This is a genomic window from Pseudoalteromonas sp. Hal040, from assembly GCF_037162425.1.
Classification (GTDB): domain Bacteria; phylum Pseudomonadota; class Gammaproteobacteria; order Enterobacterales; family Alteromonadaceae; genus Pseudoalteromonas; species Pseudoalteromonas gelatinilytica.
Map to the genome: position 1 here is coordinate 171,363 of NZ_JARLUU010000002.1, position 13,737 is coordinate 185,099.

17 protein-coding genes are annotated in these 13,737 nt (G+C 37.9%); 3 read left to right on the top strand and 14 right to left on the bottom strand.

The features are described from left to right. Window positions 1-295 precede the first annotated feature (295 nt). On the top strand, window positions 296-706 hold the full coding sequence (locus P4S60_RS18405; RefSeq protein ID WP_063707270.1) for a helix-turn-helix domain-containing protein: 411 nt from the start codon (window positions 296-298) through the stop codon (window positions 704-706). A gap of 1,156 nt (window positions 707-1,862) precedes the next feature. Here P4S60_RS18405 and P4S60_RS18410 read toward each other — a convergent pair. Beyond that, on the bottom strand, window positions 1,863-2,504 hold the full coding sequence (locus P4S60_RS18410) for a hypothetical protein (protein ID WP_337116993.1): 642 nt from the start codon (window positions 2,502-2,504) through the stop codon (window positions 1,863-1,865). Window positions 2,505-3,134: 630 nt separating this feature from the next. Here P4S60_RS18410 and P4S60_RS18415 point away from each other — a divergent pair. Beyond that, on the top strand, window positions 3,135-4,289 hold the full coding sequence (locus tag P4S60_RS18415) for an IS110 family transposase (protein ID WP_337115700.1): 1,155 nt from the start codon (window positions 3,135-3,137) through the stop codon (window positions 4,287-4,289). Between the two features lie 367 nt (window positions 4,290-4,656). Here the strand turns inward: P4S60_RS18415 and P4S60_RS18420 are convergent, their stop codons facing one another. From P4S60_RS18420 to P4S60_RS18480, 13 genes are all read right to left on the bottom strand, one after another. Beyond that, complete coding sequence (locus tag P4S60_RS18420; RefSeq protein WP_337116994.1) at window positions 4,657-5,307, bottom strand: hypothetical protein; 651 nt, start codon at window positions 5,305-5,307, stop codon at window positions 4,657-4,659. Between the two features lie 333 nt (window positions 5,308-5,640). Next, window positions 5,641-6,105: a hypothetical protein gene (locus P4S60_RS18425; protein ID WP_337116995.1), complete on the bottom strand. Its 465-nt coding sequence runs from the start codon at window positions 6,103-6,105 to the stop codon at window positions 5,641-5,643. Window positions 6,106-6,218: 113 nt separating this feature from the next. Further along, window positions 6,219-6,749, bottom strand: coding sequence for a hypothetical protein (locus tag P4S60_RS18430; RefSeq protein ID WP_337116996.1), 531 nt, complete (start codon window positions 6,747-6,749; stop codon window positions 6,219-6,221). A 118-nt stretch (window positions 6,750-6,867) separates the two neighbouring features. Next, a complete protein-coding gene (locus P4S60_RS18435) occupies window positions 6,868-7,518 on the bottom strand; it encodes a hypothetical protein (RefSeq protein ID WP_337116997.1) in 651 nt (216 codons plus the stop codon). Further along, window positions 7,491-7,811, bottom strand: a complete 321-nt coding sequence (locus P4S60_RS18440; RefSeq protein ID WP_337116998.1) for a hypothetical protein — start codon at window positions 7,809-7,811, stop codon at window positions 7,491-7,493. Before P4S60_RS18440 ends, P4S60_RS18435 begins: the two co-directional genes overlap by 28 nt. A 594-nt stretch (window positions 7,812-8,405) precedes the next feature. Next, window positions 8,406-8,807, bottom strand: a complete 402-nt coding sequence (locus P4S60_RS18445) for a DUF4259 domain-containing protein (protein ID WP_337116999.1) — start codon at window positions 8,805-8,807, stop codon at window positions 8,406-8,408. A gap of 124 nt (window positions 8,808-8,931) precedes the next feature. Beyond that, complete coding sequence (locus P4S60_RS18450) at window positions 8,932-9,258, bottom strand: hypothetical protein (RefSeq protein ID WP_337117000.1); 327 nt, start codon at window positions 9,256-9,258, stop codon at window positions 8,932-8,934. 100 nt (window positions 9,259-9,358) lie between these two features. Next, the gene (locus tag P4S60_RS18455; protein WP_337117001.1) at window positions 9,359-9,607 is read right to left on the bottom strand and encodes a hypothetical protein; all 249 of its coding nucleotides are present in this window, start codon (window positions 9,605-9,607) and stop codon (window positions 9,359-9,361) included. Window positions 9,608-9,933: 326 nt separating this feature from the next. Next, window positions 9,934-10,431 carry a hypothetical protein gene (locus tag P4S60_RS18460; protein WP_337117002.1) on the bottom strand — a complete coding sequence of 166 codons (498 nt, stop codon included), beginning with the start codon at window positions 10,429-10,431 and terminating at the stop codon, window positions 9,934-9,936. A gap of 66 nt (window positions 10,432-10,497) precedes the next feature. After that, window positions 10,498-10,953: a DUF4262 domain-containing protein gene (locus P4S60_RS18465; RefSeq protein WP_337117003.1), complete on the bottom strand. Its 456-nt coding sequence runs from the start codon at window positions 10,951-10,953 to the stop codon at window positions 10,498-10,500. An 89-nt stretch (window positions 10,954-11,042) separates the two neighbouring features. Then, window positions 11,043-11,210, bottom strand: a complete 168-nt coding sequence (locus P4S60_RS18470) for a hypothetical protein (protein WP_337117004.1) — start codon at window positions 11,208-11,210, stop codon at window positions 11,043-11,045. A gap of 220 nt (window positions 11,211-11,430) precedes the next feature. Beyond that, window positions 11,431-11,868, bottom strand: coding sequence for a hypothetical protein (locus P4S60_RS18475; protein WP_337117005.1), 438 nt, complete (start codon window positions 11,866-11,868; stop codon window positions 11,431-11,433). Between the two features lie 176 nt (window positions 11,869-12,044). Beyond that, a complete protein-coding gene (locus P4S60_RS18480; protein ID WP_337117006.1) occupies window positions 12,045-12,503 on the bottom strand; it encodes a hypothetical protein in 459 nt (152 codons plus the stop codon). Between the two features lie 326 nt (window positions 12,504-12,829). On the opposite strand from P4S60_RS18480, the gene rlmF reads away from it, so the two are divergent. Beyond that, window positions 12,830-13,735, top strand: coding sequence for a 23S rRNA (adenine(1618)-N(6))-methyltransferase RlmF (gene rlmF / locus P4S60_RS18485; RefSeq protein WP_337117007.1), 906 nt, complete (start codon window positions 12,830-12,832; stop codon window positions 13,733-13,735). Window positions 13,736-13,737 lie beyond the last annotated feature (2 nt).

Sequence of the window (13,737 nt, forward strand, 5' to 3'; positions counted from 1 at the left end):
ATAGAAAAATCTGGGTTAATAACATAACCGAAGCGTGGGTCTAATCCTGACTATTACCATAGTAAAGTGCTAACGAATAAGCAGAATACTGGTAACGTTTATTCAGAATATTGGAAACAGGAGAACAGATTTTGCAGCCTCTAGCTATTCAAACTATTAAAGTCACACCTTTAATATGCATCAAAAAGCCCTACATTACTATATAGTAACAACATAGTTAAATGATACTATATAGTAACTTAATCTATGCCTTATTATGATATAGTAACAAGAAAGAAGCGTTATAGGTGCACCTATGAAACTGTATGACGGTGAAAAATTAAAAAATGCACGTAAATCGAAAGGACTTACTCAAGAAAAAGTGTCAGAAGTTCTTAATATTGGTCGTAGGCAAATATCACAAATGGAAAATGGCATCTTTGATGGTGGAATTAAGTACCTTCTTAAATATTTATCACTATTAAATTTAGAATTAAGCATCACGCAGGGTAAAAGCGGATGGGATAACATTGACAGTACTTGGCCTACTACTTTTGAAGAAAATGACTCGCTACAAGATCCATTTGCTTCAAATAACCAAGCAAGTGGAAAACCTGCAACATCAACTATCGCCAGGTCAAATTTACCTCGAATCACCACAGACTTTACGATGCTAAACAAAGAAATAGACTCAATGTTCAATGATGAAGGTAATAAAAATGAATAATGATGTGTCACGATACTCAAATAAAATACTCTGTATACGTGTTTATCTCCTCTCATGGAAGTTTAAGTATAAACCAACCTTCGAGTGTAATAATTTCTATAACTCTCCAGAGCGCACATGCGACTAGCACCTGACAAGTGAAAGTGTTAATTGCTCAGATCCCCCAAACAATAAAGGTATACAGCCTTTATGTATCTGTTGAATTTGAGGTACATCATTAACTATGGTTCGGTAGCCAGTCAAAATCACCGTCACCAAAGCCCTATTTTTGGGCCACTTCACCTGTTTATGTGCGCTACAAACCACTTGACCAGTAACTGGCTTCATATGTAGCATACAAGTTCGATAATCGAGTACAACGCCGATACTCTGCTCAGTAACGCCAGTTGGTTAGTGTTTTATGAATCTCATTTTGAACGCCAATTTTATAAGGGATCTCAAATTGAGTGGCAATTTCTTATTTTCTCGAATCTTCAACTCTTTGAATCCAAATAATAGTAGCTGCCTGAGATTCTCAAATTATGTGGCAATCGCCATGTGTGGCGATTGCCACTCAAAATGAGAATCTCAGGCACGATGAGATTTTGATTAAATAGTAACACCAATGCAGAGCCATTATTCATTAAAGTTAGAAGTTCGACTTGCAGGAGCCTTTGGCTAAATGATCTCTAACTAAAAGCTATGAAATGGTGCTGAAAAAGTTTATTTGATGATTTCTATGGTTTCGGGGCTGATGTCTTTATAGATAAAGACACAAAATATATGTAAGTAACACCAAAACGAAACGTGAGGGCATGCCTCACCAACAAACATTTTCGGTGGGCTTCAGTCATAAGTTCTAACAATCATGATGCACAATAAAGTAGGCATTATATGCTTTATTGCTTGTTTTATTAGGCATAATTTAGGTTTATTAATGTCTCTAAGCTATCAAAGCTTGGTATTTCCTTTACTAAACAGGAACGATTATTTTTGACGAAAAACTTTCTCTAGTAGGCATAAAGACCTTCATCAAGATTATGGAACAGTGGAGCATTGAACTGAAAAGTCAAAAGGGAAATTCGAGTTGTCTTTTTTAATTTAATAAAACATGAATTAACTTATATAGTAGCGGAACCGAGTCACTGTCACGAAACCCGCTTAACTTAATTTATTATCATACGCGGCCGATATATGGAGCAATATCAATGACCCTCACAGACCTTTTATGTATCTCGTAGTAATCTCTGACTACTTTAATCGATGAACCGTACTTATCTGATATACCTTTGTATATTGTTGGTTGCTTTGATAGCACACTATTTAAGGCTCTTCTCCCATTCAAGAATTTCAGTGGATAATGAGTATCTACAACATAGAGATTTTTTGCCTTTTCAGTATCATATTCCGCAAGTTCATAGAAATCTTTAAATAACCCATTTTGCCGTATTGACTCAGCCCCACCTTTCCAATCGATAAACTTGAATTCAGCTACTTGAAAGTTTGTTTCGAGATCAAATTTTCGACCAGTATTTCCCGCCCCTAAAGAAACACTTTGAACAACTTCCCCTTTTTTTAGAATATCTTTAAGTGAGTGCAATATTCCTGAGGCATGAATAATAACATTGATCTGTCCTGCAACTTTCTTTACAGCCAAGGCTGAAGCAACAAAATCATCATCTATTTTTCTCTCAGAGCAATACTCTAATGAGTCAGCAGCGCTAGCGCCGATAATGTCACCTTCCAAGAGAGAAAGACTTTTAGTGAGAGAATCTCCTTGAAATTTACTAATTGCTTCAATTGCAGTTTCAATGCTCATTTGTACCTTTTCGCATAATAAAATTAATCCGTATCTATACTCACATTACTGCGATTACGAAAAGTAAGTCAAATGATCATTTGGTGAAGTGTGTGTTCAGTAGGCCGAAACAAAGAATGGGGCAAAACGAGTTATATTTATAACTCGTCAATGGACAGAAATGAGTTAAAACGGATGCGTGCTTTGTCCCAGAAACGGATGGTGAACTCTTGCCGTAAACGGCATTGTTAGGTGCGATTTTGATCAATATCATGACCACAGTTATAACAATTTGAAGATGGTAGACGATATTTGTAAAAGCCTTGTACTACTTGATTTCTAAGACACCTTTGGCAGGTATAACCTAAAGCTTTAATGACTAATAGAATACCGAGAACTATGCTACCGATGTAAAACGGGTTAACAAAGAAATTATCAACGCTTGTATATTGGAATTGATAGCCTATGACGCATAAAAATAACAAAATCAAATACATTTTAAACTGAACACTACGCTTCAATTTAACGCTCCTTCACTAAAGCACCTAGACATAATGACTCCCACACGGTGCTAGCCTCCGCATTTTCGTGGGTTAGCTTAAAGCCAGAGCCATAATTAGTTTGTCAAATAACTAAACAGCAGAGGCTAGCATGACTAAACATAACATACTTTTCATTGGCTTAGATACTCATAAAGAATTCATTGAAGTTGCCTATATTGAAGACAATCGTGGCGCACAACCCATTCATTTCGGCCGCATTTCTTCTGCTAAAGTCGCTATTAAAAAACTTATCAGGCAATTTGAATCTAAATACCCTAATGCAACTCTGCATTTCGTTTATGAAGCTGGCCCCTGTGGATACTGGATTTATCGCTTAATTACTTCTTTGGGACATTGTTGCTACGTGGTTGCTCCTTCGCTTATCCCTAAAAAGCCTGGCGAGCGTATTAAAACCGATAAGCGTGATGCGCTTAAGTTAGCTAAATTACTCAAGTCTGAAGATTTAACCCCTATTTATGTGCCTGAGCCTGAAGACGAAGCTATTCGTGATTTATCTCGTGCTCGAGAGGTTGCAATGAAAGACTTAAAAGATGCCAAATACCAACTGAAAGCACTGCTTCTTCGCAACAATATCAACTATGCAGGCACTGCAAACTGGTCTCTCAAACACTTACGATGGCTTACTGAACTAGTACTGCCGCATCCAGCACAGCAAATCGTTTTACAAGAGTTTATTCAAACTATAAATGAGCGAATTGCACGATTAGAGCGACTCGACAACGAACTGTCTCACCATGTTTATCAATGGCGATACTATCCCCTTGTTAAAGCCATTCAGGCTATGCGCGGTGTTCGCTTACTCGTGGCCGCTGGCGTTGTTGCTGAGCTTGGTGATTTAACGCGCTTCGACCATCCGCGTAAACTGATGAGCTACCTTGGCCTTGTACCAAGTGAACACTCGAGCGGGGGTAAAAGGCACATTGGCGCAATTACTAAATGCGGCAATGGTCGAGCAAGGCGCTTATTAGTCGAAGGTGCTCATAGTTACCGTCATGCTGCCAACATATCGACCGAGTTACAAAAACGACAAGAAGGTTTACCAAAACAGATTGTTGATATCGCATGGAAAGCACAATTAAGGCTCTGTAAACGTTATAAAAAGCTCATTAATAAAGGTAAGCATTACAACCTTGTTGTCACCGCCATTGCGCGAGAAATGATTGCCTATATCTGGGCAATTGCAAAACAAATTGTACTCTCTCCGATAAATCCTAAATTAAGATTATCTAGAGTACCTGCTTAATATGAACGAATTAGAGTTAATGCATTGGGTCAAGCATCGGGTGTGGCACAACCACCGACGGCGTTAGGATGGCAATGTTGCTACCGCAACATTGAACCACGAACATAGACTGAAGACAGGTGCCACGTCGAGTTAAGTAAGGTCTGCTCTGCTCATGAAAATGAGTAACCAACGAATACCAGCATGAAAACCGACGAAATTACTTGCTTCATCCTATGCGTTAACTCTCTCTAATTCGAGTTAAGAAATTATGGCTTAAAGTTAGGCAAGGATCAGTGTGTTTAACTTGACAGTGGGAGTCATACCAACGCTTCAAACACCGGCGCAGCTTGGCTGCGTCGGTGTGCTTTGACTGGTTAAGTTTCTTCTAGGGGCATCTCGCCGACCAGCGATTTTGTGCGCCACTCGAAATTCGACATATGTCGCGTGCATCTACATCTACAGATGTGTTAGCACCACACACGCGCTCATAATTGGCTACAGTGTCTGAGTGATAAAAAATAACACAGTCCATTGCTTGTCCGTCTGAACTCGTAACGGTTCTTGCTAGAGACGCGACACATTTGGGGTCGCTGTTGCATGTGTTATAACAGGTATCATTTAGTGTCTCGTTAGCCCTTTCCAAGCGAGTAACGCTAGCAATAAAGACCTCTTCAGCTTCAAAGAAAGCTAAGTCATCTCTGGTTACTATTTTCAAAAGTCCGTCATTAGGTGCGGTATTACAGCTCGTATAGCCATTAGCACCATCATCATACCAATTGGCACTCGTATTTTCATAAAGCTTGGTTAATGTGCCGCTAGGTGGAACAGCCGCGGCAGATGGGCAACCTTGAGGATATTGCCCGAGGTTTGCTAATGCTTCACAGATATGTTGATGGTTAAATTCAGCATCATGATTCTGTGATGTCGCTTGGGCAGCCTGGCAATCAGCGGCATTCCATTGGCCATCAAAATTTACATCCTCACTCTGATCATTTACTCGGTCACCATTGGTATCCCAGCAATTGATACCCGCCAACCCTGTAGCACCTGTAGGTCCAGCGGGTCCAGCGGGCCCAGCGGGCCCAGCGGATCCGATAGATCCATCGACCCCGGAAGGTCCATCAGGTCCAGTTTTGCCATCATCTCCGTCTAAAGGGCACCCAGATAGTAGGGCTGCGAAGGTGGTTACTAATATAATTCTATTTATTTGTATTTTCATAATGCCTCCATCGTTTAGATAGTAGCAAGTGTAGCAGGCGGAAAACTTAACGCCCTGTTAATGGGCAAAATTTAGTTGGCTATAATGTGAAGCAGAGCGAAACCAGCCAACTGAATTTTGTCCACTTTAAACCGTTTGTTAGGTTACGATTCACTCAATGTAAATATCTATTTCGTTACTTTTCTTGATCACTTTAAAAGTTTTACTTTTGGGATCATATTTTAAAATTGCGACTACAGGAATTTCCCCTAAAACCTTTTCAGATTCATCGTCTGTTTTAATCGCAATTCCCCAAAACAATAACTCGTTGTAGCCATCCTCATCGAGGTCTATCAGTTCGTTACGAAGTAAACCAGATTTAAAGTAGCTGCCATCATCGTGTTGATCGAATAAACGAACTAAAAACAAACCAGGTAAACTAAAACCTCCATTACCTTTGGAGGTTATGGAAAATTCTATTGGAACATTAATGTCATGGCGAATATTAAGTTCCTTGCGAATCTTAAGGTCTTCTGGATAGCTAGCATTAATTCTAGCTATGTCTGAATCTTCAATAATTTGAGACGCAAAACTATGCAAAGACAAAAATACAGCAAAAGCTAAAATTACTCTCATATTCTCGTAGTAACCTAACACCTCAAGCAGAAGCAACTTTTAAGCTGGCTAAAATTAGGAGCGCAGCGACGGGAGCCAGCTTAAAATTGTCCTGTTGACTTGGCTTGTTATGTTTATTGATTAAAGTACTCTTTTAATTTCTTGTAACTAACTATACGTGAATCTATATAGCCTATTGTACAATTCCTAACTGGTACTGACTCAATTTTATAAAATTCACTCGGTAATTCTATAATCGTAGATAAGCGAGGATCCTCTGTTTCTAGACTGATAGTCAAATTTTCTCTGTTTCGACCATAAAGTTTCCAAAACGATCTACCTATTACTGATTGCTTATATTTGCCATCTTCAGTCTTTTTTAAAAATAAAAGGTGGTAACCATGAATATCATATAAGGCACTACTAACAGTGCTTAAATGCCAACTTACATTAATTTCATTAGAGCTTTGAGAGCCTTTTAATAAATCAACTATTATTACCTTTGTCGTCCCATGACCATCATCGACTACTTCAATATTCTTAATTTTTACTAAAGCAACTATTTCAGAACCATCAACTAAACTTTCCCAAGTTACAGGTCCAATTTTTGCGTATAAAGCGGCTGGATAAAATAAGAATAAGAATATAATTAACCTAGTAGACACTTCCCCCTCCATAGAAACATAACGCCCGGCTCAACAAGCAAATTTTTGATGGTTACTTTTTTGCCACGCCAAAAAGATGACAGCGGAAATTTGTCTGGTGCTGCAGCTTATTAAGCCTTTATTGCAACAATGAACGTAATAATGGCGCACGATAATCATTGTCCTTCTCATTGAACTCGAGCCTTTTCTCAGAGAGATCAATGTTTATAAAAATCTCTGAATACAGTTCTTCCTCTCCGTCAGGATTGAAGAAGAACTTCATTTTGCAGGGTGAGACCTCAAGCTGTTCAGGATTGCATGCAAGCCCAACCACTTGGGCGTACACCTCATTTGAAACCGATGCACCACTTACGGTAGCTCCGTAGAGAGTAGCTAGTGATCTTATAAAGGCAACTGACTCCGCCCCGGTGTTCTTGAAGAATGCCTCTCCCCAATAAAAGGGATCATCAATACCTTCTACTGCTTGCGGGTTCCACGATGGCAACAGCTCGATTGCAAACCCAACTATATTGCCTTTCAGGTTGCCTTTAACGACAACTTCATATGAACCAGATTCGAGCTTCTTGGAGTTTGAAATTGTAAAGGTCAGATCGACAAAACCCTCTTCCTCTCCAACAACTACTTCTGGATAGTCTTTGGCGGAAGAAAAAATACTCCAAATCATTATTAGAATTCCTAAAACGTATTTCATATATGCGCCCCAGCCCGCTTTCTGGCGACATAATTTTTTGTTATGCGTAATCATTTTATTGAACCACCATGCGCCCATATGCCTACTTTATTACCCGATGGATCAACTAGCTCCAAAAAATCTCCAGCAATGTTGATTTCGAAAGAATAAACAACTCCAGTCTTTTCGAGAGTTTTTAGAATAGTTATTTGTTTATCGCCTATATGAATTCCAAACTCTGCGCATGGGCAAGAACCATCTAAATCTAAAATTAACTCTCCTGCTAAGCATATTAGCCTTGTGTCAGATTGAGCTTTAAATAAGGACAACGTCGTGCAATAAAACTCTTTGGTTTCCTTAAAGTTATTTGAGTTAAGCGTTAGATAAATCATTCGTTTATGATGCTTCCTTTGGCATATCTCCTTACTAATTGGCGCGTAAATGCTTGGCTAAAATCAGCGACAAAGGACCACCAGCTAAGCTTTAGACGTCCCACACATAATTGCCATGTTAGAAACCGCATTCTTCAAACCTGTTTATGAACTGCTCTAAGTCATTTTCGCACATATTAACAGAGTAATTTTCATCTACAATTAGTGCGTTAAACAACTCAATATTTCTATTTAATTCAATAACTAGCGAAGTTTGCTTTTGGACAGTAATTGAATGCCTAAAAATTCTATGTTTTTGATGAATATTCCCTGTTTGCCTGTTTTTAAGCAACTTTTTAAATTGAGTTAACGCTCTTTCGAAAAACATATACTTTCATCTAAATGCGGACCAGTATGTAGCATTAGTTCATATTCACCATTTTTCCTTTCATTTAAATAGAAATGTTTGTCTTCTTCTCGAACTCTAAACATCATAGGCTTCTACTCCCTTGCTCACCTGCACATATTGGAGAGAGCGGCTTTGTGTAAAAAAGAGCGCCACCGACAGACACAAACAAAACGAGCGTAGCAGTATGTGTCAGGTGCAGCAATTTATTAGCCATTTAAGTTTGACAATATAGTTTCTATATTCCCCTTCCATGCAGGGTAATCTTCTTCATTTTCTAGCCACAACTCATTTAGTTCTGACTCTTCGGATAAAACTCTCCGCAGGCTTTCAGAAATATTTGACTTTAAATCTTCAATTCCTTCTTTTCCTTGCTTCGATAGCCATTCGTCATAGCCTTCGGTATTATGATTATATTTTGTACCGTTTAATATGTAGTCCATTATAGAAGCAGCAACAATAACTTCGTGGCATTCATCGTATTCCAGATACTCCGCATCTTTATGGTTTTGTGCTTTTTTGATAAAGCTGAGAGCGTCTGTTTCCATAGCTTCATAAAGTAAGTCACAAGAAGTATCATCATCAAACACCCCCATTCCCCATGCACCCATATCATTTCTCCTTTGTTGATTTGAATTCAGCCAAAGCCTTTATGACCGGCAGACTGCTGCGAAACAGCGTTTAATCTGTCCAGCCAAGCAGTGGCGGTGGTTGATAAACTTGTTAGGTGACTGGCTACACATTTTTTATTACACCAAATTCATACTCATATGCCGCTCCACCCTCATTAAACATCCAACCTTCTTCGATAGCCCCTTTAATAATATTACGAATGATATTTGGGGTTATTTGAGTTTGATGGCTAGATAGCCAATTATCTGGCCGATCGATATTCAGAGTAACATATAAAACCTTGGGCATTTCACATTCCAATTCTTGAATACCTATGGTCATTGGGCTTTGAAATGCCCCCTGAGTGTAAGTTGGCTTTGAACGAATTAACCAACTGTATGTATGCCCTTCATACTCAATTTTTCTAATTCCTTTTTTAGGTAGTGCCATTCAACTTTTTCACCTTACGCCGTAATAAACGGCACAAAATACGAAGGAGCACAAGCCTGCTGTTTTGCGTCCTTTGGTTTAGATACTTGTTAGGTACAACTTACCCATCAAGGTTATTTAGGTCTTTACTATCATATTTATACAACTGGTTGAGTTTAACTTTTTTTAATAAACGCAACAGGCCTAAAATAGAAAACAATAAAGCTAAACCATAAAATATGAATGCAATAACACCAACAGATTGAAAGTCACTACATACTGCGCCATAACATCCATTTCTTGGAACACTCACGACAGATAAAATACCAAACGAAAAAGCTAGAATTATATATACGATTGATAATTTCATCTCTAACCTCTCGTTGTACCTAACTCTCAGCTCAACGGCAATAGCGCGGGGCTGTATATTTGTGAAAGCAAAAAATAACTTTTTAATAGTGCTCGCGTCTCGCACCTTTCTGCCAATGTCACGCTCAGGTATTAATAAATCTATTAGTAACAAATAACGTAAGGCATCGGCAACTCGTATTTTTAATTAGTCCTAAAGGTATTCAGAAAAAGAAAATGCGCTCGTCGCTCATTTTTTGAATATGGGAGCGAAATAACTACCTTTTATATTTATACAGCAACCTATACTAGTACCACACAAAACGTCTCATCTGCATTTTAATTTATCTAGTCAAGTGGTGACTTACACAGTTCATGATGCCTGAGGCGGTTACCAAACAACGAAGTGAGTCTATCTGTACCACCTGTTTTTTCATAAAACTCTTGTACTGTTATTTCTTTCTGTTCGTAGCTCATTAGCTGCCAAAAACCGTAAAAGCCTCTAAACCAAAAATAATAGAACACAGCTCCTACGCCTAATAAAAGATATACCGCTTTACCTGCTTTTTGTTTGTATTTTATGGCGCAATAAAAAAACCAAATACAACTTAATACAGCGACAATGGAAAACCCTAAAAAAGGTGTCACTACAGAGTTGGCATTATCCCAAAGCGAACTTAGACAGGTTGAATGCCAATTTAACTGCATAGAAAAAATTAACGTAATTTTAAAAAGGAAGTACAATAAAACAGTTGTAAATACAGCATATAAGATACCACTTTCCTTGCTTTGTTCTTTATTCAAACCTTTCACTTTCGAGTTATAAAAACCTTTTGAAACCATCATGAATTCAGCTAACACAGGTGAATGAACCTACCTCGCTCAAATGTTAACTAAACGACCTTTTAAAAATTACCACGCACTCTTTGTTGCTAGGCAAGGCTGAAGTGTTAAAAAGCTCTGGTTTGCATCAGCATCCCAAGGCCAAATACCACTAGTGGTAGGATACACCAACTGTAATGCTTCAAAATTGTCATTATTATACCAACAAGCTGAAAGCATAAACTCTTGTTTATTTTCTTGTGATACCTCACAGAAAGTAACATCAAAACCTTCTAAGAACCCCTCATAGAATTCACCAATTGAGAATTTCTCACCATTTTTTAAACGTCCTGCATAATTATTTACTATTGAGTGAGCTAGTTTGCTGTTTAAACCGATTATAATAAGTTCGGGTGCATCATATGTTTTACTGATACCTGTTGAATATGTAAAGTTGGGGCTCTCACCTTCAGGATCAAAAACTGATGTTACATAACACCCATATTGCTCAATGACTTGTAGGATTTTTTTCTCTGCTTCATTCATAGTTTAAACTAACTCCTTTTTCATAAAGCATTATTTAACGTAACGGCTGCTTTGTATTTATAACATCAATCAACTGTCGCTATTCTCTATTAGTCTTTACACTCAAAACTTTTAGAGTCGACTTTGGCGACGTTGTCTTTATTGCCACACTCTTTAATTGCCATCTCTGTGTGATTGTGCTCATTGTATTGTTTAGCAATTGCGCCAAGGCTTAGCACAATTACTAAAGCTATCACTATTTTTTTAACTTTAGACATAAACATTCCTTTGAAAATAAACTATTTAAATACAACCAGTTGCGCTTGCTATTTTTGATAAAACTAAATCATAGTGAAACCGATTTAACCATTCGAAAATGCAGCAAAATATTTTACAGCTCTGTTTAACTCTCGACGAAGAGCCATAAACTGGCCTTACCTTTTAACCCTTACAACAATGTTTTTTAGGAGTAATTTAATTTATATCATGCAAAATTTGCTATGGTTTCCTCGGCGGTGGGATAACTTCAGGAGGGCTTTCAACGAATAATAAATCATTGATATTTAGCTTTACTCTATTACCGCCACACATCACAAGGCCACCATCTTTGGTTGTTGAGTAATTTAAATAAATCTCGAAAGTGTTTACCAAGTTAGGGTTAATAACGATGTATGTTTCTTTAAAATCTGGGTAAATGTGAGCATCTTCAAATTTTAAGCTAACACTTTGCTCGTTCTCTTTGAACAAATTAATCTCTGTTAAGAAAAGATCACCATTTTTCTTAGGAACAAAAATTTCGTAAAGCCTTAGATTACTTTTCTCATTCCTTTCATCTGATTTTGCAAATGGTACTTTTTCAGCTTGCTCAGTATTTCCCATTCCTTGAGATGTAAAAGATACAAAAATGAATAAACACACTGCGAATAATTGTTTCATTGGCTTCCTTGTTGTTATGGCTTTCCAAACAAAATATGAACCCATAAAGGGCCTAGTAGAGGGTTCATGCGATTGCATATTTAGTCCTTTGAGAAATGATACGTGACATTTTGGCTCATCAACTATTATTGAAAAGGCTATAACAATGAAACCAGTCGTTACTCTTACCCCTAAACTTAATCAATAAGCGCCATCGAATTTAAATTGAAGTTATAAATAGAGAATGACTCACCTTCTTCTTTTAACGTGACGGTTATTTTTGCGTCACCATTAGTGTATGAAGCTGGAATTAAATAAGTAACATAAGTACCAGAACCACCTCCAGTGACAGCTTTAGAGCTAACATTTATAAATTCAAATTCACCTAGTTCTTTTAATTCGCCCAACTTTGAGAATGCACGCATGATTTTAGAAATATCTTCATCTGTGGCATTTTCAATTGATGATGGGGTCATATAGTTTTTGAGAGTTTGAGGGTCCCATTTAGAGATGTCTGTAATTGCTGAATTAAGGTAAGGAACGGCAGTTTCTTTGTAAGCAGAGGATTTATTCGCAGTCCAAATTGCTAAAAGTACAAATAAGCTAATTAACACTAAAAATGTTATACCAATTCCTTTAAGTATCTTTTTAACCATGATTTTTATTATTTTTCCTTGATTGAGTCACTTACGAATTTATCAGCTTTAGGTGTTTTAAGGTAGTACCCAATGTGACCCAATTTGTGTCGAAATTTTTTAAACACAAATTTTAGTTGCTTGTATCATCGCCAATATGCCCGTTCTTTCGCTCTTAACCTCAAGTAGCCCATACTTTAAGCAAATCTACTCGATCAGTTTTCAACTTATTTTACTCACCATGTATTAATGCTACTAAGCAAAAATATCCACCGCAAACTAACTCAGAGCAAAGATTTATTTGGTACAATTAGCCTTTGATATGGCTAACAGATAGGTTTTCCTTAATGCATCCGCGAAATCGCCACTTAAATGGCTACGACTTTACTTTGCTATGCAAAGATACTCCTGCCCTAACACCTTATATAACGCAAACGCCAGCGGGCACTGATACCATTGATTTCACCAATGCATTAGCGGTTAAAACCCTCAACCAAGCGTTATTAAAAAGCCATTATAAAATCGATTTTTGGGATTTGCCCGACAACACCCTTTGCCCACCGGTTCCTGGCAGAGTGGATTACATTCATCACTTGGCCGATTTATTATCAAACGATAACCAAGGTCATATTCCGACGGGTAAGCAAGTAAAAGTGCTTGATGTAGGCACGGGTGCAAATGTGATTTACCCGCTTACTGGTAATCACGAATATGGCTGGCACTTCACAGGCTCCGATATTGATGCCTTGTCTGTTAAAATTGCCAAACAAATCGTGCAATTCAACCGCCTCAAAATTAATGTTAAGCAGCAAAACAACGCCAATAAAATGTTTACTGGCGTGATATCGAATAAAGATGTTTTTCACCTAACTTTATGCAATCCACCGTTTCATGCCAGCGAGCAACAGGCCAAAGCAGGTACTGAGCGTAAATGGAAAAACCTAAACAAAGCGCCACAAAAAGCGCTTAATTTTGGTGGCCGTCAAAACGAGCTTTGGTGTGAAGGCGGTGAGCGCGAATTTATCAGTAAAATGTGTATTGAGAGCCAAGAGTTTGCAGAGCAATGTATTTGGTTTACATCACTTGTTTCTAAGTCTGACACTTTACCGCATGTAAAAAAGCTACTTAGCACACTTGATGTGAAAGAAGTAAAAGTTATAAAAATGGCACAAGGCCAAAAAATAAGTCGCTTTATTGCTTGGAGCTATTTTGACCAAGCCGACCGCGAAGCCATTCTTAACGAACTAGTATAAGG